This window comes from Humibacter albus DSM 18994 (assembly GCF_000421825.1).
Lineage (GTDB): Bacteria > Actinomycetota > Actinomycetes > Actinomycetales > Microbacteriaceae > Humibacter > Humibacter albus.
This window is the reverse complement of sequence record NZ_ATXT01000015.1, coordinates 231255-252246: the sequence shown is the minus strand read 5'-3', so window position 1 is coordinate 252246 and position 20992 is coordinate 231255. Positions and strand designations below refer to the sequence as shown.

Here is a 20992-nt window from a genome sequence, read left to right as displayed (position 1 = left end):
ATGGCTATTCGCAAGTACAAGCCGACGACCCCCGGTCGTCGCGGCTCCTCCGTCGCCGACTTCGCCGAGATCACCAGGTCGACGCCCGAGAAGTCGCTGCTGCGCCCGCTGTCGAAGACCGGTGGTCGCAACAACCAGGGCCGCATCACCACTCGCCACATCGGCGGTGGCCACAAGCGTCAGTACCGCGTCATCGACTTCCGTCGGCATGACAAGGACGGCGTGAACGCCAAGGTCGCGCACATCGAGTACGACCCGAACCGCACGGCGCGCATCGCGCTGCTGCACTTCGTGGACGGCACCAAGCGCTACATCATCGCTCCCGACAAGCTCAAGCAGGGCGACATCGTGGAGACGGGCGCCAACGCCGACATCAAGCCGGGCAACAACCTGCCGCTGCGCAACATCCCCACCGGTACTGTCATCCACGCCATCGAGCTCAAGCCCGGTGGTGGCGCGAAGATCGCCCGCTCGGCCGGCGCCTCCGTGCGCCTGGTCGCGAAGGACGGTCCGTACGCCCAGCTGCGCATGCCCTCCGGCGAGATCCGGAACGTGGATGCCCGCTGCCGCGCCACGATCGGCGAGGTCGGCAACGCTGAGCAGTCGAACATCAACTGGGGCAAGGCCGGTCGCCTGCGCTGGAAGGGCGTTCGCCCGACGGTGCGCGGTGTCGCGATGAACCCCATCGACCACCCGCACGGTGGTGGTGAGGGCAAGACCTCCGGTGGTCGCCACCCGGTCAGCCCGTGGGGCCAGAAGGAAGGCCGCACGCGTCATCCCAATAAGGAAAGCGACAAGCTGATCGTCCGCCGCCGCACCGCTGGCAAGAAGCGCAAGTAGGAGTTAGAGAAGATGCCTCGCAGTCTCAAGAAGGGCCCCTTCGTCGACGAGCACCTGCTTACCAAGGTGGTTCGCGCGAACGAGTCCGGCAGCAAGAACGTCATCAAGACGTGGTCACGTCGCTCGATGATCGTGCCGGCCATGCTCGGCCACACGATCGCCGTGCACGACGGCCGCAAGCACATCCCGGTCTTCGTCACCGAGACGATGGTCGGCCACAAGCTCGGGGAGTTCGCCCCGACCCGCACCTTCCGGGGACACGTGAAGGACGACAAGAAGGGTCGTCGCCGCTGACGCGGTGACATAAGGAGGAGAAAGACATGGTGGAGTCGATCGCACGCGTGCGACACATCCGCGTTACGCCTCAGAAGGCTCGTCGCGTCGTCAACCTGATCCGCGGCAAGCAGGCGCAGGAGGCCCTGGCCATCCTGAAGTTCGCCCCGCAGGGCGCAAGCGAGCCGGTTTACAAGCTCGTGGCATCCGCGATCGCGAATGCCCGGGTCAAGGCCGACGCCGTCAACGAGTACCTGGACGAGCAGGACCTCTACGTGAGCCGCGCCTTCGTCGACGAGGGCACGACGCTCAAGCGTTTCCAGCCCCGCGCACAGGGCCGCGCGTTCCGCATCAACAAGCGAACCAGCCACATCACCGTCGTGCTGGCCACACCTGACGAGGGGACGAAGTAATGGGTCAGAAGGTCAACCCCTACGGCTTCCGTCTGGGAATCACCACGGACCACGTGTCGCGTTGGTTCTCGGACTCGACGAAGCCCGGTCAGCGTTACGCCGACTACATCGCCGAGGACGTCAAGATCCGCAAGCTGCTGCAGACGCAGCTGGACCGCGCCGGCATCTCGCGCATCGAGATCGAGCGCACCCGTGACCGCGTGCGTGTGGACATCCACACCGCCCGTCCCGGCATCGTGATCGGTCGCCGCGGCGCCGAGGCCGAGCGCATCCGCGCGGACCTCGAGAAGCTCACCGGCAAGCAGATCCAGCTGAACATCCTCGAGGTGAAGAACCCCGAGCAGGATGCCCAGCTCGTCGCTCAGGGAATCGCCGAGCAGCTGAGTGCTCGCGTGGCGTTTCGTCGCGCGATGCGCAAGGGCCTGCAGGGCGCGCAGCGCGCCGGTGCCAAGGGTGTTCGCATCCAGGTCTCCGGTCGCCTCGGCGGCGCCGAGATGAGCCGGTCGGAGTTCTACCGCGAGGGTCGTGTGCCGCTGCACACGCTGCGCGCGAACATCGACTACGGCTTCTACGAGGCCAAGACCACCTTCGGCCGCATCGGCGTGAAGGTCTGGATCTACAAGGGCGACATCACCAACAAGGAACTCGCTCGGGAGCAGGCCAACGCGAAGTCGAGCCGCCCCGACCGGGACCGCCCGCGCCGTGCGCCTCGCGCGCAGCAGGCTGAGGCCCCCGCGCAAGAAGGAGCCAGTGCATAACCATGTTGATTCCCCGCAGAGTCAAGCACCGCAAGCAGCACCACCCCGGCCGTAGCGGCCAGGCGACCGGTGGCACGCAGGTGACTTTCGGCGAGTACGGCATCCAGGCCCTGACCCCCGCTTATGTGACGAACCGCCAGATCGAGTCCGCTCGTATCGCCATGACGCGTCACATCAAGCGTGGCGGCAAGGTGTGGATCAACATCTACCCCGACCGTCCGCTCACCAAGAAGCCGGCCGAGACCCGCATGGGTTCCGGTAAGGGCTCGCCGGAGTGGTGGGTCGCCAATGTCAAGCCGGGCCGCGTGCTCTTCGAGGTCGCCGGCGTCGACGAGACGCTGGCCCGCGAGGCACTCACCCGTGCCATCCACAAGCTGCCCCTCAAGGCACGCATCATCAAGCGCGAGGAGGGCGACGCGTAATGGCGATCGGATCCAAGGAGCTTGTCTCCGCTGAGCTCGACACCTTCGACGACGAGAAGCTCGTCGATGAACTGAAGAAGGCCAAGGAAGAGCTGTTCAACCTGCGCTTCCAGTCGGCGACCGGCCAGCTCGAGAGCCACGGCCGGCTGCGCGCGGTCAAGCGCGACATCGCCCGCATCTACACGGTGATCCGCGAGCGCGAGCTCGGCATCCGTGCGACCCCGGCGCCGCTGGAGGTTCCGGCGAAGTCGAAGAAGAGCACCAAGAAGGCTTCCGCCCCTGAGGCCGAGGCCGAGACGAAGGAGGAGGCGGAGTAATGGCTGCCACCAAGGCACAGACCGCCGAGGCTCAGTCCGAGAAGGCTCAGGCCTCGAAGACCGAGACCGCCGCCGCCGGTCACGAGCACGCCGCGCACGACGTCAAGGATGCGAGCGCTCGCGGTTACCGCAAGTCGCGTCGCGGCTACGTCGTCAGCGACAAGATGGACAAGACCATCGTCGTCGAGGTCGAGGATCGCGTGAAGCACCCGCTGTACGGCAAGGTCATCCGCCGCACCAACAAGGTGAAGGTGCACGACGAGAACAACACGGCCGGCATCGGCGACCTCGTGATCATCAACGAGACCCGCCCGTACAGCGCCACCAAGCGCTGGCGGCTGGTCGAGATCCTCGAGAAGGCCAAGTAAGCCACCGGCTTGCTTGTGACAAGGAGATAGAGAAGTGATTCAGCAGGAATCCCGGCTCAAGGTCGCCGACAACACCGGCGCCAAGGAGCTGCTCACGATCCGCGTTCTCGGTGGCTCGAAGCGCAAGTACGCCGGTCTCGGGGACACGATCGTGGCGACCGTCAAGGACGCCATCCCCGGCGGCAACGTGAAGAAGGGCGATGTCGTCAAGGCGGTCATCGTTCGTACCGTGAAGCAGACGCGCCGCGCAGACGGCTCGTACATCAAGTTCGACGAGAACGCCGCAGTGATCTTGAAGAACGACGGGGACCCGCGTGGTACCCGCATCTTCGGACCGGTCGGTCGCGAGCTCCGCGACAAGAAGTTCATGAAGATCATCTCGCTGGCGCCGGAGGTGATCTAGTCCATGGCGAACATCAAGAAGGGCGACCTGGTCCAGGTCATCTCGGGCCCGAGCCAGGCCCGCGGCGGAGACCGCGGCAAGCAGGGCAAGGTCATCGAGGTGCTGGTCGAGCAGGACCGCGTCGTGGTCGAGGGCGTGAACTACGTCACGAAGCACGTCAAGGTCGGGCAGACCCAGCGCGGCTCCAAGACCGGTGGTCGGGAGACGCACGAGGCGCCGATCCACGTGTCCAACGTGGCGTTGGTGGACCCGGAGACCAAGAAGCCGACTCGCGTGGGTTTCCGCGAGGAGAAGGTGACGAAGGACGGCGTGACCAAGACCGTCCGCGTCCGCTATGCCAAGAAGTCAGGTAAGGACCTCTAATGACCGACACCGCAACTGCCGCGCAGGCTGGCGCGCCCTCGAACGAGAGGGTCCAGCCGCGCCTCAAGCAGAAGTACAAGAACGAGGTCGCGCCGGCGCTCAAGGAGCAGTTCGGCTACGAGAACGTTCACCAGATCCCCGGCGTCGTGAAGGTCGTCGTGAACACCGGCGTCGGCGACGCCGCGCGCGACGGCAAGATCATCGACGGTGCGGTCGCCGACCTCACCAAGATCACCGGCCAGAAGCCGCAGGTCACGAAGGCCCGCAAGTCCATCGCGCAGTTCAAGCTGCGCGAGGGCCAGCCGATCGGTGCGCACGTCACACTGCGCGGCGACCGTGCGTGGGAGTTCCTCGACCGTCTGCTCTCGCTGGCGCTGCCGCGCATCCGTGACTTCCGCGGACTGTCCGACCGCCAGTTCGACGGTCACGGCAACTACACGTTCGGCGTGCAGGAGCAGTCGATCTTCCACGAGATCAACCAGGACAGGATCGACCGCGTGCGCGGTTTCGACATCACGGTCGTGACCACTGCCAAGACGGATGACGAGGGTCGTGCGCTGCTCAAGGCGCTCGGCTTCCCGTTCAAGTCGAACGACTGACAACGGAAAACTCGGCCGGGGCGAGCCTGCCTCGCCCCGGCGTCCCACTGCCGGCCGCCCGGTCGGCAGACCATCGATGGTCGTTGTTCTTGTAAAGGGCCGCGAAACCAGGTGAACGAAGGAAACAACCCATGACCATGACAGATCCGGTCGCAGACATGCTGACCAGACTGCGCAACGCGAACTCGGCGTACCACGACAGTGTGTCGATGCCCAGCTCCAAGCTGAAGTCGCACATCGCCGAGATCCTCAAGAACGAGGGCTACATCTCCGGCTGGGAGGTCACCGACGCTCGAGTCGGCCAGACACTGACCCTGAGCCTCAAGTTCGGCCCGAACCGCGAGCGTTCGATCGCGGGCATCAAGCGAGTCTCCAAGCCCGGCCTCCGCGTCTACGCGAAGTCCACGGAGCTTCCTCGCGTGCTCGGCGGCCTCGGCGTCGCCATCCTGTCCACCTCCTCCGGCCTGCTGACGGACCGCGAGGCCGAGAAGAAGGGCGTCGGCGGGGAAGTCCTCGCCTACGTGTGGTAGCAAGATGTCCCGAATCGGAAGACTCCCCATCGACATCCCCGCCGGCGTCGACGTCAAGATCGACGGCCAGGATGTGACTGTCAAGGGCCCGAAGGGCGAGCTGTCGCTCACCGTGGCCCACCCCATCGCCGTCAAGCTCGAGGACAACCAGGTTCTCGTCAGCCGTCCCGACGACGAGCGCAACTCGCGTTCGCTGCACGGCCTCACCCGCACGCTGATCAACAATCAGATCATCGGCGTGACGCAGGGCTACACGAAGGGCCTCGAGATCGTCGGAACGGGTTACCGCGTGGCGCAGAAGGGCTCCTCCGTGGAGTTCGCGCTCGGTTTCTCGCACCCCGTCACGGTCGAGCCGCCGGTCGGCATCACGCTGACCGTCGAGGGCAACAACAAGCTCACGGTGTCGGGTATCGACAAGCAGGCGGTCGGAGAGACCGCAGCGAACATCCGCAAGATCAAGAAGCCGGAACCGTACAAGGGCAAGGGCATCCGCTACGCAGGCGAGATCGTCCGCCGCAAGGCCGGAAAGGCTGGTAAGTAAGCATGAGCGTCAAGAGCAAGTCAGCGGCACGCGACCGCCGGCACTCGCGCCTTCGCAAGAAGGTCGTCGGGACCGCCGATCGCCCGCGTCTGGTTGTGACGCGTTCCGCGCGTCACGTCTTCGTGCAGGTCGTCGACGACGCCCAGGGTCACACCCTGGCATCCGCGTCGACGCTGGAAGCGGACCTGCGGGCCTTCGACGGTGACAAGACCGCCAAGGCGCGCAAGGTCGGCGAACTGGTCGCCGAGCGCGCCAAGAGTGCAGGCATCGAGGAGGTCGTGTTCGACCGTGGCGGCAACAAATACGCCGGTCGCGTCGCTGCGATCGCCGAAGGAGCCCGGGAAGGTGGGCTGAGCCTGTGAGCGACAACGAGAACAAGAAGGAGCAGGACGTGGCCGCAGAGCAGACTGCCGAGCAGACGACTGCGGAGAAGCCGGTCGAGACCGCAGCAGGCACCGACACCACGAGCCGCGACGCCCGTGACGGTCGTGACGGCCGTCGTGGCGGTCGTGACCGCAACCAGGGTCGTGACCGTGGCAGCCGTGACTCCGACAAGAACCAGTTCCTCGAGCGCGTGGTGACCATCAACCGCGTCTCGAAGGTGGTCAAGGGTGGTCGTCGCTTCAGCTTCACCGCTCTGGTCGTGGTCGGCGACGGCAACGGCATGGTGGGCGTCGGCTACGGCAAGGCCCGTGAGGTTCCGCTGGCGATCTCCAAGGGCGTCGAGGAGGCGAAGAAGAACTTCTTCCGCGTTCCGCGCGTCGGCAAGACCATCCCGCACCCGGTGCAGGGTGAGGCGGCCGCCGGTGTCGTGCTCCTGCGTCCGGCCGGCGCCGGTACCGGTGTCATCGCCGGTGGCCCGGTGCGCGCCGTGCTGGAGTGTGCGGGCATCCACGACGTGCTGAGCAAGTCGCTCGGCTCGTCGAACACCATCAACATCGTGCACGCGACCGTCGAGGCGCTGCAGCAGCTCGAGGAGCCTCGTGCCGTTGCCGCCCGCCGTGGACTCGACTTCGACGAGGTCGCTCCCGCGCGTCTGGTGCGTGCCGAGGCAGAGGCGGCCGAGGCCGCCCGCAGCGCGAAGGCTGGTGCATAATGGCGCGCCTCAAGGTGACCCAGATCAAGTCCAAAGTTAGTGAGAAGCAGAACCAGCGCGACACCCTTCGCAGCCTGGGTCTGAAGCGCATCGGTGATGTCGTCGTTCGTGAGGACAACCCGCAGAACCGCGGTTACGTCAACACGGTCGCTCACCTGGTGAAGGTCGAGGAGATTGACTAATGGCCCCGAAGAACGAGTCTGGCGACTCCGAAAAGGTGACCACCGCAAAGGCTGAGGCCGGCACGGCCGAGGCGTCGAGCGCAGCGGCCGACAAGGCCGCCGCGAAGAAGAAGAGCACAGCGGCCAAGGCGGAGAAGACCTCTGACACCAAGTCGGAGAAGGCCTCTGCGCCCAAGGCCGAGAAGTCCGACGCGAAGGCCGGCAAGGCCGACGACGCGAAGGCCGAGAAGCCCGCCGCCAAGGCCGCCGCGAAGAAGAAGACGGATGCCGTGGAGAAGCGCGAGCCGGTGCTCAAAGTGCACCACTTGCGTCCCGCCGCCGGTGCCAAGAAGGACCGCACGCGCGTCGGTCGCGGTGAGGGCTCGAAGGGCAAGACCGCGGGCCGCGGTACCAAGGGAACCAAGGCGCGCTACCAGGTGCGTCCGGGATTCCAGGGCGGCCAGCTCCCGTTCCACATGCGTTCGCCGAAGCTGCGCGGGTTCAAGAACCCGTTCCGCGTCGAGTACCAGGTGGTGAACCTGGAGAAGCTGGCCGAGCTGTACCCGACCGGCGGCGACGTCACCGTGGGCGACCTGGTCGCCAAGGGTGCCGTGCGCAAGAACGAGAAGGTCAAGGTCCTGGGCAACGGCGAGATCTCGGTCAAGCTGAATGTCGCGGTCGACAAGGTCTCCGGCTCCGCGCAGGAGAAGATCGTCGCCGCAGGGGGCACTGTCAAGTAGCCTGACACCTGTCGCGTCCTCCTGCGGAGGGCGCGACAGGTGGTCGCGGCGCGATCAGTGAACTGCGCGATGCGACGCGGCCGGTGTGAGGCATCCCCCACCACTTGAGTAAAGTGGTCCAGTCGGGGTGGCCCCCGCCCGACCACCCGAGACGACTCCTTACCGGAAAGCAGGACGTCACTTGTTCAACGCCGTCGTGCGGATCCTCCGCACCCCGGATCTTCGCAAGAAGATCGGTTTCACGATCGCGGTCATCGCGCTGTTCCGGCTGGGGTCGTTCATCCCGGCACCGTTCGTCGACTTCAGCAACGTGCAGGCCTGTCTGTCGGCGAATCAGGGCACGACCGGCCTCTACGAGCTGGTCAACCTCTTCAGCGGCGGAGCGCTGCTGAAGCTCTCCGTCTTCGCGCTGGGCATCATGCCGTACATCACGGCCTCGATCATCGTCCAGCTGCTGCGGGTCGTCATCCCGCACTTCGATGCCCTGTACAAAGAGGGACAGTCGGGCCAGTCGAAGCTGACGCAGTACACCCGCTACCTCACCATCGCCCTCGGCGTGCTCCAGTCGACCACGCTCATCACGGTCGCCCGCAGCGGCGCACTCTTCGGCTCGAACAGCACGTCGCAGTGCTCGCAGCTGATCACGGATGACTCGTGGTACGCGGTTCTGCTCATGGTCGTGACGATGACGGCCGGCACCGGCCTCATCATGTGGCTCGGCGAGCTCGTGACGGAGAAGGGCATCGGCAACGGCATGTCGCTGCTGATCTTCACTTCGATCGCCGCGCAGTTCCCGAGCTCGCTGTGGGGCGTCGAGCAGACGCAGAGCTTCGAGGTCTTCCTCATCGTCATCGTCATCGGCCTCTTCATCGTGGCCGCGGTGGTCTTCGTCGAGCAGTCGCAGAGACGCATTCCCGTGCAGTACGCCAAACGCATGGTCGGCAGGCGCACATACGGCGGCAACAACACGTACATCCCGATCAAGGTGAACATGGCCGGTGTCATCCCGGTGATCTTCGCTTCGAGCCTGTTGTACCTACCGGCGCTGATCGCGCAGTTCAACCAGCCGGCGCCCGGAAAAGAACCGGCACCGTGGGTGAGCTGGGTCACCGACTACCTGACCAAGGGCGACCACCCGCTCTACATGGCCATCTACGCGTTGCTGATCATCGGCTTCACCTACTTCTACGTCGCGATCACCTTCAACCCCGAAGAAGTCGCCGACAACATGAAGAAGTACGGCGGCTTCATCCCCGGCATCCGCGCCGGGCGTCCGACCGCGGAATACCTCGACTTCGTCCTCACCCGCATCACACTGCCCGGCTCGCTGTACCTCGCGATCGTCGCGCTGATCCCGCTGGTGGCGTTCTCGATGCTCGGCACGAGCCAGAACTTCATGTTCGGCGGCACGTCGATCCTGATCATCGTGGGTGTCGGTCTGGAGACGGTCAAGCAGATCGACTCGCAACTGCAGCAAAGACACTACGAAGGGTTGCTCCGTTGAGTGGTTCGCCAGAAGAGAGAAACCGGGAACGAGGAGCACGGCTCCTGATCATGGGCCCTCCCGGGTCCGGCAAGGGAACGCAGGCGGCGTTCATCGCCTCCGCGTTCGACGTTCCGGCCATCTCCACCGGCGACATCTTCCGTCACCACATCAGCGAGCGCACGGAGCTCGGCGTCAAGGTCAAGGCCATCGTGGATGCCGGCGACTACGTTCCCGATTCCCTCACGAACGAGCTGGTCGCCGACCGGCTCTCCCAGCCCGACGCGGCGAAGGGCTTCCTTCTCGACGGCTACCCCCGCACGCTCGACCAGGTTCGGTTCCTCGACGAGCTGGTGGCCGCGGACGGCAAGCTGGAGGCGGTCATCCGCTTGACGGCCGACGACGAAGAGCTGATCTCCCGCCTCACGCACCGGGCGCACGAGCAGGGGCGCGCCGACGACACGGAGCAGGCCATCCGACACCGCCAGAACGTGTACAACGAGCAGACCGCTCCCATCCTCGAGGTGTACCGCGAGCGCGGACTCCTCGTCGAGGTCGACGGCATCGGCACGGTAGACGAGGTCGCCGCCCGCATTCGCGAGTCGCTGATCGCCCGCGGCATCGGCGAGGCCGGCGACACGGCCGCAGCCTAGACGGGGCGCGAGTGGCAGGCATCCGGCGGTCGATCTACAAGTCGCCCGCGCAGCTGAGGCTCATGCTGGAGCCCGGTCTGGCGACGGCCGACAGCCTGGACGCTGCGCGCGCCGCGGCGAAGCCGGGAGCCACGACGCTGCAACTCGACACGCTCGCCGAGCAGGCAATCCAGGCGCGTGGCGGCAGCTCGAACTTCAAGCTCGAGCCGGGCTACCGTCACACGATCTGCGCGTCGGTGAACGACGAGGTGGTGCACGGCATCCCGGGAGATCGCGTGCTTGCGCCGGGAGACATCCTCTCGGTCGACTCCGGCGCGATCCTGAACGGCTGGAACGGGGATGCCGCGTTCACGCTTGTTCTCGACGATCCGGCACGCCCCGATCTCGTCGCCGCCCGACGCGCGCTGAGCGACGTGACCGAGCGGTCGCTGTGGCACGGCATCGCGGCCCTGGCGCGCGCATCCCATCTGAACGGGGTGGGAGACGCGATCGAGGCGTACATCCTCTCGCAGGGGGAGTACGGCATCCTCACCAACTACATCGGGCACGGCATCGGCCGTCGCATGCACGAGGCCCCGCCCGTGTACAACTACAGCGTGCGGCAGAAGGGGCCAGAGGTGCGGCCCGGCCTGGTCGTGGCGATCGAACCGATGGTGGTCTCGGGGTCACCCGACACGTACGTGCGCGACGACGGCTGGACCGTGGCCACGGAGGACGGATCGGCGGCAGCGCACTGGGAGCACTCGGTGGCGGTGCACAAGGACGGCATCTGGGTGCTGACGGCGCACGACGGCGGCGCGGCCGGCCTGAAGCCGTTCGGGATCACTCCCGTACGCCCGGCGTGACGCAGCGCTGCGGTACGCGATCGACGACGGCGATCGCTGGGGCGCACACCCACGGCGCTCGCAACACGGCTTAGGCTCGCTGTCGTGCCCGTCTTCATGATCGACGTTCTGCCCGCGGATGCCCCGCCGACCGATCTCGACGCCACCGTGCGTCGTGTGGACGACGGTGTCGCCACCCTCGACGTGCGCGACCTCGGGCCGTCGCGCGGTGACGGGATCTTCGAGACGATTGGTGTCATCGGCGGCCACCCGCAGGCGCTGGACGCTCACCTTGCGAGGCTTGCGAACTCCGCCGCGCTGCTCGATCTGCCGGTACCGCACGAAGCGCAGTGGCGCCGTGCGATCGGCCGCGCGGCCGCCTCGCTTCCCGCAGATCGCCAGGGCGGTCTCAAAGTGGTCCTGACGCGGGGGCTCGAAGGGCCAGGTGCGCCCACCGGCTGGATCGTGGCGACGCCGGCGGACGGCGACTTTCCCGAGCGCGAGACGGGCATCCGGGTCGTCACGCTCGACCGGGGCTATGCGAGCGACGTCGCGGTACGCGCTCCATGGCTGCTTCCGGGTGCGAAGACTCTGTCGTACGCCGTGAACATGGCCGCGCTACGCGAGGCGCGGCGCCGTGGGGCCGACGACGTGATCTTCCTCACTTCCGACGGCTTCGTGATGGAGGCGCCGACCTCGACGGTGATCCTGCGCTTCGGGGACCGCATCGTGACTCCGCGAACCGATATCGGCATCCTGCCCGGTACGAGTCAGCTGAGCGTCTTCGCGTTCGCCGCCGCGCGCGGGCTGCACACCGTCGAGGCGAAGATCCCAGTGGCGCGTCTTGCCGAGGCGGATGCCGCCTGGCTCGTCTCCAGCGTGCGTCTCGCCGCGCCGATCACCCACCTCAACGCCGCCGCCATGGGCGTCGACGTCGAATTGACCCGGGCGATGAACGACGCTTTGCTGGCACGCCAGGCCTGAGGGCGGGTCCGAGGGTCGGGGCTCAGCGCCGGGGCCTGAGGGCCGGGGCTTGAGTGCGAGGCGTGAGGGTGGGTCCGATGGCCGGGGCCTGAGTGCCGGGGCTTGAGGGCGGGTCGGAGGGCCGGGGCTGGAGGGGCTGCGGTCTGAGGCCCCGGGTTCGCCCGCGAGGCCCGGCACGAGTGCCCGCTCGGTCCGGCAGGAGCGCCCGCGAGGCTCGGCACGAGCGCCCGCTCGGTCCGTCACGTCACTATTTCAGGCCATATCGCGCCAGATCGATATATGTGCGGTCTGGTTCGAAATGGCCTGAGTTAGGAGCAGCGAACGGATGGTCTCAACCCGAACGGGCGGTCTCGACCCGAACGGGCGGTCTCAACCCGAACCGGCGGTCTCAACCCGAACCGGCGGTCTCAACCCGAACCGGCGATCTCAACCCATGCGGCGGGCCCGGGCGAACCAGGGCGGGTCACGCGGCGCCGCGGAATGATACGTCGTCGCCCCGCGTTGCACCAGTAGCCACGCGTGCACCGAGTGGCGAATCCTGGCCGGATGGCCTAGGATAAATCTTTGGTGTCTTGCACCCGTTTCACCGGTGTGCATCCGCCGAGTCTCCGTGAGGTGACTCGCGGGTTCGTTCGGCACCGTCATCCACCGCACGACCGGCACTGGAGTGCCTGAAGCGATAGTGAGGCTATGGCCAAAAAAGACGGCGTAATCGAGATCGAGGGATCTGTCATCGAGGCGCTGCCCAACGCGATGTTCCGCGTCGAGCTCACCAACGGACACAAGGTACTCGCCCACATCTCGGGCAAGATGCGTCAGCACTACATCCGCATCCTCCCCGAGGACCGCGTGATCGTGGAACTGAGCCCCTACGACCTCACCCGTGGCCGCATCGTCTACCGCTACAAGTAAGCCAGTCGCACGGAAAGTAACGGCCCGCGGCGTGGTGCTCGAGGCACCGTCGCGTCGTGGCGCACGACGACAGCGATAAAGGAAACATCATGAAGGTCAACCCCTCCGTCAAGCCCATCTGCGAGCACTGCCGCGTCATTCGCCGCAACGGCCGCGTGATGGTCATCTGCTCTTCCAACCCGCGCCACAAGCAGCGCCAGGGCTGACGCCCCGGGGCTGGCCGTGGCGCAGGCAGCTGCGTCCATCGCCCGAGATCGCGAGCGATTTCGGGCACGCAGCGCCAGACGGCTCAGACGGCCCAACGGGCAACGAGCTTCCGGATGCCCGGCATCCGGAACACAACTCAACATCGCGAACGACAGCAGCATCATCAACCCGCGAGAGCGGGGGACACCTCGGGCTGGAGGCCCGGGCACCGATGCTGTTCCACACCTCCACCTGATCAACAGGAGAAGCCGAAATGGCACGTCTAGCAGGCGTTGACATCCCGCGCGAGAAGCGCGTGGAGGTCTCCCTCACCTACATCTACGGAATCGGCCGCACCCGCGCGCTCGAGACGCTGAAGGCCACCGGGATCTCCGGCGACATTCGCGTGAAAGACCTCACCGACGACCAGCTCGTGGCTCTGCGCGACCACATCGAGGGCAGCTACAAGGTGGAGGGTGACCTTCGCCGTGAGGTGGCCGCCGACATCCGCCGCAAGGTCGAGATCGGTTCGTATCAGGGCCTGCGCCACCGTCGCGGCCTGCCCGTGCGCGGTCAGCGCACCAAGACCAACGCGCGCACCCGCAAGGGACCGAAGCGCACCGTCGCCGGCAAGAAGAAGGCCCGCTAGGCCACCGCCAGCGCTTCGAGGATCTCAGGAGTAGGAAAACATGGCAGCACCCAAGTCGGCTGTTCGCAAGCCGCGCAAGAAGGAAAAGAAGAACATCGCCGTGGGCCAGGCCCACATCAAGTCGACGTTCAACAACACGATCGTCTCCATCACCGACACCAACGGTGCGGTGATCAGCTGGGCCTCCTCCGGCGGCGTCGGCTTCAAGGGCTCGCGCAAGTCCACGCCGTTCGCCGCGCAGCTGGCCGCCGAGTCGGCCGCTCGCCAGGCGCAGGAGCACGGCATGAAGAAGGTGGACGTCTTCGTCAAGGGTCCGGGATCGGGCCGCGAGACCGCCATCCGCTCGCTTCAGGCCGCCGGCCTCGAGGTGGGCTCGATCAACGACGTCACCCCGCAGGCGCACAACGGCTGCCGCCCGCCGAAGCGTCGTCGCGTCTAGTTCTCTTGTGTGTTACGGATGCCTGGACCACAGGCATCCGTAACGCATCGCGTGCATAACTCAAAACCTGTACAGAGCAAGCGTCATATAGCGGACGCTTAGCCGAAAGGAATCCATAGTGCTCATCGCACAGCGCCCCACGCTCACCGAAGAGAACATCTCCGAATTCCGCTCGCGGTTCGTGATCGAGCCGCTCGAGCCGGGCTTCGGTTACACCCTCGGAAACTCGCTCCGTCGCACGCTGCTGTCGTCCATTCCGGGCGCGGCGGTCACGAGCATCCGCATCGACGGCGTGCTGCACGAGTTCACGACCATTCCGGGCGTGAAGGAGGATGTCACCGAGATCATCCTGAACATCAAGGGTCTTGTCGTCTCCAGCGAGCACGACGAGCCGATCACCGCGTACCTGCGCAAGACGGGCAGCGGTGAGGTCACGGCGGCCGACATCTCGGCACCTGCGGGCGTGGAGATCCACAACCCGGAACTCGTCATCGCCACGCTGAACGAGAACGCCCGCTTCGAGGTCGAGCTGACCATCGAGCGCGGTCGCGGCTACGTCTCGGCGCAGCAGAACCGCAACGAGTACAGCGAGGCCGGTCAGATCCCGATCGACTCGATCTACTCGCCGGTGCTCAAGGTCACCTACCGCGTGGAGGCCACGCGCGCAGGTGAGCGCACTGACTTCGACCGTCTCGTGGTCGACGTGGAGACCAAGCCGGCGATCAGCCCGCGGGATGCCATCGCCTCCGCCGGTCGCACGCTGGTTGAGCTGTTCGGGCTGGCTCGCGAGCTCAACTCGCAGGCCGAGGGCATCGAGATCGGCCCTGCGCCGGTCGACGCCGTGCTCAGCTCGGAGCTCTCCATGCCCATCGAGGACCTCGAGCTCTCGGTTCGCTCCTACAACTGCCTCAAGCGTGAGGGCATCAACAACGTCAGCGAACTGGTCTCGCTCTCCGAGACGCAGCTCATGAACATCCGCAACTTCGGTCAGAAGTCCGTGGATGAGGTGAAGGACAAGCTGACGGAGATGGGCCTGTCGCTCAAGGACTCGGTCCCCGGGTTCGACGGCACCCACTTCTACAGCGCCGGCGACGACGAGTACCGCTGATTCGTCGCGCACAGGCACACACCACTGAACTGACAACGGAGAAACACAATGCCTAAGCCGACCAAGGGTCCCCGCCTCGGAGGCGGCCCTGCCCACGAGCGCCTGCTGCTCGCGAACCTGGCTGCTGCCCTCTACACGCACAAGCGCATCACGACGACCGAGACGAAGGCCAAGCGCCTGCGTCCGCTCGCCGAGCGCCTGATCACGTTCGCCAAGCGCGGCGACCTTCACGCACGTCGCCGCGTGCTGGCGGTCATCCACGACAAGGCAGTGGTCTACGAGCTGTTCGATGTGATCGCGCCCCAGCTGGCCGACCGCGAGGGTGGCTACACGCGAATCACCAAGATCGGCAACCGCAAGGGCGACAACGCCCCGATGGCCGTCATCGAACTGGTGCTCGAGCCGGTGACTCCGAAGCGCAAGGCCCCTGCCGCCCCGCCGTCGCCGGCCGCCAAGGTCGCCGCTGACGAGGCAGCCAAGGCTGCCGCCGACGCAGAAGCCGCCGAGGAGGCGACCGATGACGCCGCCGCGGTCGAGGCCGAGGAAGCCCCGGAGTCCGACGCAGTCGAGGCCGAGGCCGCCGCTGAAGCCGAAGAGGCCGTCGAGGCCACCGACACCGACGACGAGTCCGTCGACGCCGGCGAGTCCGACGAGAAGTAACACCTAGCGCACGACGCGGCCCCCGTGCATCCTGATGGATGCCGGGGGTCGCGTCATTTCGGCGGCATCTGCTTTGCCCGTTCGTCCGCTCGCACGTCCGCACGTTCGCCGGCTGCGCCCGCCGGCTGCTCTTGCTGGCTCGTTTCGTCTTCCCGCCGGCTGGCTGCTCTTGCTGGCTCGTTTCGTCTTCCCGTCGGCTGGCTGCGCCCGCTTGCTGCGCCAGCTTGCTGCGTCTGCTGGCACGTTTCGTCTGCCCGCCTGTTATCGCCCGCCTGCTGTCGCCTGCCGGCTCGTCTTGCCTACCTGCCGGCGTCGCCCGCCCGCTCGTTCTCCCGTCGGCCCGTTCCGCTCGAGCGCCGCCTGCGCGTGTGCCGGCTCGTCTCGCCCAGGCGCGTGCTCGTCGCGCGTGCCCGCTCGCCTGTGGCGGTTTCGAAGTCAAGAAATGCGAACTTGCGCGAGTGTTTGTGCATTATTTGACTTCGAAACCCGGTTGGCTCGTGCTCGTGCTCGTGCTCGTGCTCGTGCTCGTGCCCATGCCCATGCCGATGCGCGTGCTCGTGAGGGTCGACGGTCATGCCTGCCGCACTACATCCCTGCGCGATCCCTAGAATGGGCCGAGTGATGGAGGGGGTCGACGCAGCGGTGACGGATGCCGCCGAGCCGGCCACACGCATCCGCCTCGGCATCGCGTACGACGGCACGAACTTCAACGGCTGGGCACGGCAGCCGGGTCTGCGCACGGTGCAGGGCGTGCTCGAGCAGGCGCTGCACACGCTGTTCCGGCGTCACGAACCGCCGCCCACGCTCACCGTGGCGGGCCGCACGGATGCCGGGGTGCACGCGCTCGGCCAGGTCGCGCACGTCGACCTGAGTCCGCAGCAGGCGGTGGCGCTGCTCAACCCGCGCAAGCCACGGAACGCCGCCCGTGACACGGATGCCGCGGCAGCCTTGCGCAGGCGGCTCACCGGCATCCTGGGTGCGGCCGACTCCGATGTCGTTGTCACGGGCGCCGAACTGGCCGAACCCGGATTCGACGCCCGCTTCTCCGCACTGTGGCGACGCTACGAGTACCGGGTTGCAGACGCGGCGGCGCCGAAGAATCCGCTGACGAGGTTCAACACGGTGTGGCATCCCGCCGCTCTCGATGTCGACGCCATGGATGCCGCGTCCTCCACCCTGCTCGGCCTCCACGACTTCGCCGCGTACTGCAAGCCTCGTGAGGGAGCCACGACCATACGCACACTGCAGGCTTTCGCATGGCGACGCGGGGCAGACGGCGTCTTGACGGCGTCACTGCAGGCGGACGCCTTCTGCCACAGCATGGTGCGTGCGCTCGTCGGCGCGTGCGTGGCCGTGGGGGAGGGGCGGCTGCGCATCGAGGATCTCGCCCTGCTGCGTGATGTGGGTCAGCGCACCAGCGCGTTCAAGGTGATGCCCGCCAAGGGGCTCACGCTGATGGAGGTGGGGTATCCGCACGGAGCCGAGCTCGCTGCCCGAGCGGAACAAACCAGAGCCAGGCGGGTGCTCGAGCCTCGATTGGACGGGCGTGGGGGTCTGACGTAGGATTGGCTCTTGGTGTCCGCCTACTGCGGCGGAGCATCCGTAGTTGAGCCCTCCACCTGTGGCGTTCTCACGGTTCATCGAACCGGAACACCCGACCGGAGTGGGATTCACGACCAACCCAACCGCGAGAGAAGAAAGCAGCCACTACTGTGACGCGCACTTTCAGCCCCAAGGCAACGCAGATCCAGCGTGACTGGATCATCATCGACGCCACCGATGTGGTGCTCGGCCGCCTGGCCAGCCACACCGCCGCCATCCTGCGCGGCAAGAACAAGCCGACGTTCGCTCCGCACGTCGACACCGGTGACTACGTCATCATCATCAACGCCGACAAGGTCGCACTCACCGGCCAGAAGGCGCTGCAGAAGAAGGCCTACCGCCACTCCGGCTACCCGGGTGGTCTGAAGGCCGTCAGCTACTCCGAGCTTCTCGAGAAGAACCCCGTTCGCGCCGTCGAGAAGGCCGTGCGCGGCATGCTGCCGAAGAACACCATCGGCCGCGCCCAGCTGCGCAAACTCAAGGTCTACACGGGCAGCGAGCACCCGCACGCCGCTCAGCAGCCCACGCCGTACACCTTCGACCAGGTCGCCCAGTAGCGCTCGGTCCCCACACACTTCTCGACGCACAAGACAAGGACAGACTCCATCGTGGCGAAGATCTCCGACCAGCTCGAGGCGCAGGACGTGCCTCAGAACTTCACGACCGAAACCCCGGCCAGCGAGGCGCCCGCCGCCGCGCCGCGCCAGATCCTCAACGTTCCGGGTGCGGCCGTCGGCCGTCGCAAGCAGGCCATCGCCCGCGTGCGCCTCGTTCCGGGCTCCGGCAGCATCACGGTCAACGGCCGTGAGTTCGCCGACTACTTCCCGAACAAGCTGCACCAGCAGCTGATCACCGACCCGTTCAAGGTGCTCGACCTGCTCGGCAGCTACGATGTCATCGCGCGCATCACCGGCGGCGGCCCGTCCGGCCAGGCCGGCGCGCTGCGCCTGGCGATCGCCCGTGCACTGAACGAGATCGACCGCGAGAACAACCGCCCGGCACTCAAGAAGGCGGGCTTCCTCAGCCGCGACGCTCGAGTCATCGAGCGCAAGAAGGCTGGTCTCAAGAAGGCCCGCAAGGCTCCGCAGTACTCGAAGCGCTGATCCTGTCCGCACAGGCTCGCATCTGATATGGCGCGGCTATTCGGTACGGACGGCGTTCGCGGGCTCGCGAACGGCGTGTTGACGGCGGACCTCGCCCTGGGCATCGCCCAGGCGACGGCCGTCGTGCTCGGCCAGGGGCGCTTCGCCGAAGCGCGACGCGCGCAAGGCAAGCGCCTGGTGGCCGTGGTGGCGCGCGATCCGCGCGTCTCCGGTGAATTCCTCACGGCCGCCGTGGCCGCGGGTCTGGCGAGCTCCGGCGTCGACGTCCTCGACGCCGGGGTCATCCCGACTCCGGCCACGGCGTTCCTGATCGCCGACATCGGTGCCGACTTCGGTGTCATGCTGTCGGCGTCGCACAACCCGGCACCCGACAACGGCATCAAGATCTTCGCGCGCGGCGGCACCAAGCTGCCCGACGTGGTCGAGGATCGCATCGAGGCGGCGCTCGACAAGCCGAAGCTCACGCCGACCGGCGCCGACGTCGGCCGCGTTCGGCGTTTCTCCGACGCCGAAGACCGTTACGTTCTGCATCTGCTGGGCAGCCTGCCGCACCGGCTCGACGGCATCCATGTGCTCATCGACTGTGCGAACGGGGCAGCCGCCGGCATCTCGCCGGAAGCGTTCACGGATGCCGGCGCTCGCGTCACGGTGATCGGCGACGATCCCGACGGCATCAACATCAACGACGGTGTCGGGTCCACGCACATCGACAAACTCGCTGCGGCCGTCATCGAGCACGGCGCCGACGTCGGCATCGCCCACGACGGCGACGCGGACCGCTGCCTCGCCGTCGATGCCGAGGGCACCATCGTCGACGGCGATCAGATCATGGCGATCCTCGCCCTGAGCATGGCCGAGCGCGGCGTGCTGAAGAACGACACGCTCGTGACCACCGTGATGAGCAACCTGGGCTTGCGGCTCGCGATGGCCGAGCACGGCATCCACGTCGAGCAGACGAACGTCGGTGACCGGTACGTGCTGGAGCGCATGAACGAGCACGACTACTCGCTCGGTGGCGAGCAGTCCGGCCACGTGATCATGCGCGAGTTCGCGACGACGGGCGACGGCATCCTGACCGGGCTCCACCTGGTGAGCGAGATGGCACGCAAGGGCAAGAGTCTGCGCGAGCTCGCGTCGTGCATGACCGTGTACCCGCAGATCCTCGTGAACGTGCGCGGAGTCGATCACCACCGCTTGAAGGACGACCGCGTGATCGCGCAGGCCGTTCTGGATGCCGAAGACGAGCTCGGCGAGACCGGTCGCGTGCTCCTGCGTCCGTCCGGCACCGAGCCCATGGTGCGCGTCATGGTCGAGGCGGCCGACCAGGCCACCGCCGATCGCCACGCGCAGGCGCTCGCCGAGGTCGTGCGCGTGCAGCTGGCGCTGTAAGCGCTGGCGTCGTAGGCGAGTTCCTACAGCTTGCGGAGCAGCACGGACGAGACCGTGTGGTCGCTGTCCTTGCGCAGCACGAGCTTCGCTCGGGAACGGGTCGGGCGCACGTTCTGGCGCAGGTTCGGCTCGTTGATCGCGCGCCAGATCGACCGCGCCTGTGCGCGCGCCTCGTCCTCCGTGAGGCTCGCGTACCGGTGGAAGTACGACTTCGGATCGGCGAACGCGCCACGCTGCAGCTTGAGAAAACGCTCGACGTACCAGCGTTCGATGTCGGAGGTGCGGGCATCCACATAGATGCTGAAGTCGAAGAGGTCGCTCACGGCGAGCAGGTTGCGACCGCCCGGTGGCTGCAGCACGTTGAGGCCCTCGACGATGAGGACGTCGGGATGCCGCACGACGACCTGCGCGTCGGGCATGATGTCGTAGCTCAGATGCGAATAGAACGGAGCCCTGGCCTCGAGTGCGCCGCTCTTGATGGCGGTGATGAAGCGCAGTAAGGCGCGACGGTCGTACGACTCGGGGAATCCCTTGCGGCTCATGAGCCCGCGGCGCTCGAGCTCGGCGTTCGGATACAGGAAGCCGTCTGTCGTCACGAGCTGCACGTTCGGCGTGGTGGTCCAGCGGCTCAGCAGCTCGCGCAGCAGGCGCGCGATCGTGGATTTGCCCACGGCGACCGAGCCGGCGACGCCGATGACGAACGGGGTGCGCGCGGCGCGCTCGCCGAGAAAGTCGCTCGTCGCCCGGTGCAGTCGCTGCGTGCCTTCGGCGTACATGCTCAGTAGCCTGCTCAGCGGCAGATAGACCTCGGCGACCTCGCGCATGTCGAGGGGATCGCCGAGTCCGCGCAACTGCACGATCTCGGTCTCCGACAGCGGCTGCGGGGTGCTGCGGGCGAGGTCGGCCCAGTCGGCGCGGTCGAGTTCGACGAACGGGGAGATCTGCGCGGCGGACTGCGCCGCACCGTTCCCTGACATGGGCACCAAGTCTAGGACGTGTCGGGCCGCGATCCTGTGCCGGCGGCGGCGCTGCAGCGCTGGTCGACCCGTCGTGGTCTCGCCGAGCCACCCTGAAGTTGTCGGGCCACCCCGCTGTTTGCGCGAATAACCGGGTGGCTGGGCGGCAACGGGGTGGCTGGGCGGCAACCGGGTGGGCGGCCGCCACGTGGCGTGATCG

32 protein-coding genes are annotated in these 20992 nt (G+C 66.8%); 31 read left to right on the top strand and 1 reads right to left on the bottom strand.

From position 1 onward, the window contains the following. The 31 genes from rplB (at position 1) to glmM (ending at position 19816) form a co-directional block, all read left to right on the top strand. On the top strand, positions 1 to 840 hold the full coding sequence (gene rplB, locus H623_RS0110695) for a 50S ribosomal protein L2 (protein WP_022900931.1): 840 nt from the start codon (positions 1 to 3) through the stop codon (positions 838 to 840). Positions 841 to 852: 12 nt separating this feature from the next. Further along, on the top strand, positions 853 to 1134 hold the full coding sequence (rpsS, locus tag H623_RS0110690; RefSeq protein WP_022900930.1) for a 30S ribosomal protein S19: 282 nt from the start codon (positions 853 to 855) through the stop codon (positions 1132 to 1134). 26 nt (positions 1135 to 1160) lie between these two features. After that, positions 1161 to 1526, top strand: a complete 366-nt coding sequence (gene rplV, locus H623_RS0110685; RefSeq protein ID WP_022900929.1) for a 50S ribosomal protein L22 — start codon at positions 1161 to 1163, stop codon at positions 1524 to 1526. Beyond that, positions 1526 to 2284 carry a 30S ribosomal protein S3 gene (gene rpsC / locus H623_RS0110680; protein ID WP_022900928.1) on the top strand — a complete coding sequence of 253 codons (759 nt, stop codon included), beginning with the start codon at positions 1526 to 1528 and terminating at the stop codon, positions 2282 to 2284. The genes rplV and rpsC overlap by 1 nt, the downstream gene beginning before the upstream one ends. 2 nt (positions 2285 to 2286) lie before the next feature. After that, complete coding sequence (rplP, locus tag H623_RS0110675; RefSeq protein WP_022900927.1) at positions 2287 to 2706, top strand: 50S ribosomal protein L16; 420 nt, start codon at positions 2287 to 2289, stop codon at positions 2704 to 2706. After that, positions 2706 to 3023, top strand: coding sequence for a 50S ribosomal protein L29 (gene rpmC, locus H623_RS0110670; RefSeq protein ID WP_022900926.1), 318 nt, complete (start codon positions 2706 to 2708; stop codon positions 3021 to 3023). The genes rplP and rpmC overlap by 1 nt, the downstream gene beginning before the upstream one ends. Continuing rightward, positions 3023 to 3391 (top strand): 30S ribosomal protein S17, encoded by a 369-nt coding sequence (gene rpsQ, locus H623_RS0110665; protein WP_022900925.1) that lies wholly within the window; start codon positions 3023 to 3025, stop codon positions 3389 to 3391. Before rpmC ends, rpsQ begins: the two co-directional genes overlap by 1 nt. 34 nt (positions 3392 to 3425) lie before the next feature. Beyond that, entirely contained in the window at positions 3426 to 3794 is a 369-nt protein-coding gene (gene rplN, locus H623_RS0110660; protein ID WP_022900924.1) for a 50S ribosomal protein L14, read from the top strand. 3 nt (positions 3795 to 3797) lie between these two features. Continuing rightward, positions 3798 to 4157, top strand: coding sequence for a 50S ribosomal protein L24 (gene rplX / locus H623_RS0110655; protein ID WP_022900923.1), 360 nt, complete (start codon positions 3798 to 3800; stop codon positions 4155 to 4157). Then, entirely contained in the window at positions 4157 to 4756 is a 600-nt protein-coding gene (gene rplE, locus H623_RS0110650; protein WP_022900922.1) for a 50S ribosomal protein L5, read from the top strand. The genes rplX and rplE overlap by 1 nt, the downstream gene beginning before the upstream one ends. Before the next feature lie 131 nt (positions 4757 to 4887). After that, positions 4888 to 5286, top strand: a complete 399-nt coding sequence (gene rpsH / locus H623_RS0110645) for a 30S ribosomal protein S8 (RefSeq protein WP_022900921.1) — start codon at positions 4888 to 4890, stop codon at positions 5284 to 5286. 4 nt (positions 5287 to 5290) lie between these two features. Then, positions 5291 to 5827, top strand: a complete 537-nt coding sequence (gene rplF, locus H623_RS0110640; RefSeq protein WP_022900920.1) for a 50S ribosomal protein L6 — start codon at positions 5291 to 5293, stop codon at positions 5825 to 5827. 2 nt (positions 5828 to 5829) lie between these two features. Beyond that, positions 5830 to 6189: a 50S ribosomal protein L18 gene (gene rplR, locus H623_RS0110635; RefSeq protein WP_022900919.1), complete on the top strand. Its 360-nt coding sequence runs from the start codon at positions 5830 to 5832 to the stop codon at positions 6187 to 6189. 29 nt (positions 6190 to 6218) lie between these two features. Continuing rightward, positions 6219 to 6923, top strand: a complete 705-nt coding sequence (gene rpsE, locus H623_RS0110630; RefSeq protein ID WP_026940221.1) for a 30S ribosomal protein S5 — start codon at positions 6219 to 6221, stop codon at positions 6921 to 6923. Continuing rightward, positions 6923 to 7105 (top strand): 50S ribosomal protein L30, encoded by a 183-nt coding sequence (gene rpmD / locus H623_RS0110625; RefSeq protein WP_022900917.1) that lies wholly within the window; start codon positions 6923 to 6925, stop codon positions 7103 to 7105. The genes rpsE and rpmD overlap by 1 nt, the downstream gene beginning before the upstream one ends. Then, complete coding sequence (gene rplO / locus H623_RS0110620) at positions 7105 to 7824, top strand: 50S ribosomal protein L15 (protein WP_022900916.1); 720 nt, start codon at positions 7105 to 7107, stop codon at positions 7822 to 7824. Before rpmD ends, rplO begins: the two co-directional genes overlap by 1 nt. 181 nt (positions 7825 to 8005) lie before the next feature. Next, complete coding sequence (secY, locus tag H623_RS0110615; RefSeq protein WP_022900915.1) at positions 8006 to 9328, top strand: preprotein translocase subunit SecY; 1323 nt, start codon at positions 8006 to 8008, stop codon at positions 9326 to 9328. A 50-nt stretch (positions 9329 to 9378) separates the two neighbouring features. Continuing rightward, positions 9379 to 9960 carry an adenylate kinase gene (locus H623_RS0110610; protein WP_033371787.1) on the top strand — a complete coding sequence of 194 codons (582 nt, stop codon included), beginning with the start codon at positions 9379 to 9381 and terminating at the stop codon, positions 9958 to 9960. Positions 9961 to 9971: 11 nt separating this feature from the next. Further along, positions 9972 to 10805 (top strand): type I methionyl aminopeptidase, encoded by an 834-nt coding sequence (gene map / locus H623_RS0110605; protein ID WP_022900913.1) that lies wholly within the window; start codon positions 9972 to 9974, stop codon positions 10803 to 10805. Between the two features lie 84 nt (positions 10806 to 10889). After that, positions 10890 to 11768: an aminodeoxychorismate lyase gene (locus tag H623_RS0110600; protein WP_026940217.1), complete on the top strand. Its 879-nt coding sequence runs from the start codon at positions 10890 to 10892 to the stop codon at positions 11766 to 11768. A 690-nt stretch (positions 11769 to 12458) separates the two neighbouring features. Beyond that, complete coding sequence (gene infA, locus H623_RS0110595) at positions 12459 to 12680, top strand: translation initiation factor IF-1 (protein WP_011186713.1); 222 nt, start codon at positions 12459 to 12461, stop codon at positions 12678 to 12680. Between the two features lie 89 nt (positions 12681 to 12769). Further along, complete coding sequence (rpmJ, locus tag H623_RS0110590) at positions 12770 to 12886, top strand: 50S ribosomal protein L36 (protein ID WP_022900911.1); 117 nt, start codon at positions 12770 to 12772, stop codon at positions 12884 to 12886. A gap of 254 nt (positions 12887 to 13140) precedes the next feature. Beyond that, positions 13141 to 13515: a 30S ribosomal protein S13 gene (gene rpsM, locus H623_RS0110585; RefSeq protein ID WP_022900910.1), complete on the top strand. Its 375-nt coding sequence runs from the start codon at positions 13141 to 13143 to the stop codon at positions 13513 to 13515. 40 nt (positions 13516 to 13555) lie between these two features. Beyond that, positions 13556 to 13954 (top strand): 30S ribosomal protein S11, encoded by a 399-nt coding sequence (gene rpsK, locus H623_RS0110580; RefSeq protein ID WP_022900909.1) that lies wholly within the window; start codon positions 13556 to 13558, stop codon positions 13952 to 13954. Positions 13955 to 14072: 118 nt separating this feature from the next. After that, complete coding sequence (locus H623_RS0110575; protein WP_022900908.1) at positions 14073 to 15062, top strand: DNA-directed RNA polymerase subunit alpha; 990 nt, start codon at positions 14073 to 14075, stop codon at positions 15060 to 15062. Between the two features lie 48 nt (positions 15063 to 15110). Further along, positions 15111 to 15722: a 50S ribosomal protein L17 gene (rplQ, locus tag H623_RS0110570; protein ID WP_022900907.1), complete on the top strand. Its 612-nt coding sequence runs from the start codon at positions 15111 to 15113 to the stop codon at positions 15720 to 15722. Between the two features lie 473 nt (positions 15723 to 16195). Continuing rightward, positions 16196 to 16330, top strand: a complete 135-nt coding sequence (locus H623_RS22280; protein ID WP_281169292.1) for a hypothetical protein — start codon at positions 16196 to 16198, stop codon at positions 16328 to 16330. Positions 16331 to 16343: 13 nt separating this feature from the next. Beyond that, positions 16344 to 17285: a tRNA pseudouridine(38-40) synthase TruA gene (gene truA / locus H623_RS0110555; protein ID WP_022900904.1), complete on the top strand. Its 942-nt coding sequence runs from the start codon at positions 16344 to 16346 to the stop codon at positions 17283 to 17285. 149 nt (positions 17286 to 17434) lie between these two features. Then, positions 17435 to 17881, top strand: a complete 447-nt coding sequence (gene rplM / locus H623_RS0110550; RefSeq protein WP_022900903.1) for a 50S ribosomal protein L13 — start codon at positions 17435 to 17437, stop codon at positions 17879 to 17881. A 51-nt stretch (positions 17882 to 17932) separates the two neighbouring features. Next, on the top strand, positions 17933 to 18427 hold the full coding sequence (gene rpsI / locus H623_RS0110545; protein ID WP_022900902.1) for a 30S ribosomal protein S9: 495 nt from the start codon (positions 17933 to 17935) through the stop codon (positions 18425 to 18427). 27 nt (positions 18428 to 18454) lie between these two features. Then, the gene (glmM, locus tag H623_RS0110540; protein WP_022900901.1) at positions 18455 to 19816 is read left to right on the top strand and encodes a phosphoglucosamine mutase; all 1362 of its coding nucleotides are present in this window, start codon (positions 18455 to 18457) and stop codon (positions 19814 to 19816) included. A 23-nt stretch (positions 19817 to 19839) separates the two neighbouring features. Here glmM and coaA read toward each other — a convergent pair whose 3' ends face one another. Continuing rightward, entirely contained in the window at positions 19840 to 20793 is a 954-nt protein-coding gene (coaA, locus tag H623_RS0110535) for a type I pantothenate kinase (RefSeq protein ID WP_022900900.1), read from the bottom strand. Between the last annotated feature and the right edge of the window lie 199 nt (positions 20794 to 20992).

What these genes read in the sequence shown, in the direction of transcription:
- H623_RS0110610 (WP_033371787.1), top strand. Translation starts at nt 9,379, where the DNA reads ATGGGCCCTCCCGGGTCCGGCAAGGGAACGCAGGCGGCGTTCATCGCC.
- rplX (WP_022900923.1), top strand. Translation starts at nt 3,798, where the DNA reads ATGGCGAACATCAAGAAGGGCGACCTGGTCCAGGTCATCTCGGGCCCG.
- truA (WP_022900904.1), top strand. Translation starts at nt 16,344, where the DNA reads ATGGAGGGGGTCGACGCAGCGGTGACGGATGCCGCCGAGCCGGCCACA.
- rpsM (WP_022900910.1), top strand. Translation starts at nt 13,141, where the DNA reads ATGGCACGTCTAGCAGGCGTTGACATCCCGCGCGAGAAGCGCGTGGAG.
- rplE (WP_022900922.1), top strand. Translation starts at nt 4,157, where the DNA reads ATGACCGACACCGCAACTGCCGCGCAGGCTGGCGCGCCCTCGAACGAG.
- rpmJ (WP_022900911.1), top strand. Translation starts at nt 12,770, where the DNA reads ATGAAGGTCAACCCCTCCGTCAAGCCCATCTGCGAGCACTGCCGCGTC.
- infA (WP_011186713.1), top strand. Translation starts at nt 12,459, where the DNA reads ATGGCCAAAAAAGACGGCGTAATCGAGATCGAGGGATCTGTCATCGAG.
- rpsQ (WP_022900925.1), top strand. Translation starts at nt 3,023, where the DNA reads ATGGCTGCCACCAAGGCACAGACCGCCGAGGCTCAGTCCGAGAAGGCT.
- rplF (WP_022900920.1), top strand. Translation starts at nt 5,291, where the DNA reads ATGTCCCGAATCGGAAGACTCCCCATCGACATCCCCGCCGGCGTCGAC.
- glmM (WP_022900901.1), top strand. Translation starts at nt 18,455, where the DNA reads ATGGCGCGGCTATTCGGTACGGACGGCGTTCGCGGGCTCGCGAACGGC.
- coaA (WP_022900900.1), bottom strand. Translation starts at nt 20,793, where the DNA reads ATGTCAGGGAACGGTGCGGCGCAGTCCGCCGCGCAGATCTCCCCGTTC.
- rpmC (WP_022900926.1), top strand. Translation starts at nt 2,706, where the DNA reads ATGGCGATCGGATCCAAGGAGCTTGTCTCCGCTGAGCTCGACACCTTC.
- rplV (WP_022900929.1), top strand. Translation starts at nt 1,161, where the DNA reads ATGGTGGAGTCGATCGCACGCGTGCGACACATCCGCGTTACGCCTCAG.
- rpsH (WP_022900921.1), top strand. Translation starts at nt 4,888, where the DNA reads ATGACCATGACAGATCCGGTCGCAGACATGCTGACCAGACTGCGCAAC.
- rpsS (WP_022900930.1), top strand. Translation starts at nt 853, where the DNA reads ATGCCTCGCAGTCTCAAGAAGGGCCCCTTCGTCGACGAGCACCTGCTT.
- rpsK (WP_022900909.1), top strand. Translation starts at nt 13,556, where the DNA reads ATGGCAGCACCCAAGTCGGCTGTTCGCAAGCCGCGCAAGAAGGAAAAG.
- rpsC (WP_022900928.1), top strand. Translation starts at nt 1,526, where the DNA reads ATGGGTCAGAAGGTCAACCCCTACGGCTTCCGTCTGGGAATCACCACG.
- rplO (WP_022900916.1), top strand. Translation starts at nt 7,105, where the DNA reads ATGGCCCCGAAGAACGAGTCTGGCGACTCCGAAAAGGTGACCACCGCA.
- rplP (WP_022900927.1), top strand. Translation starts at nt 2,287, where the DNA reads ATGTTGATTCCCCGCAGAGTCAAGCACCGCAAGCAGCACCACCCCGGC.
- rplB (WP_022900931.1), top strand. Translation starts at nt 1, where the DNA reads ATGGCTATTCGCAAGTACAAGCCGACGACCCCCGGTCGTCGCGGCTCC.
- rplQ (WP_022900907.1), top strand. Translation starts at nt 15,111, where the DNA reads ATGCCTAAGCCGACCAAGGGTCCCCGCCTCGGAGGCGGCCCTGCCCAC.
- rplR (WP_022900919.1), top strand. Translation starts at nt 5,830, where the DNA reads ATGAGCGTCAAGAGCAAGTCAGCGGCACGCGACCGCCGGCACTCGCGC.
- rpmD (WP_022900917.1), top strand. Translation starts at nt 6,923, where the DNA reads ATGGCGCGCCTCAAGGTGACCCAGATCAAGTCCAAAGTTAGTGAGAAG.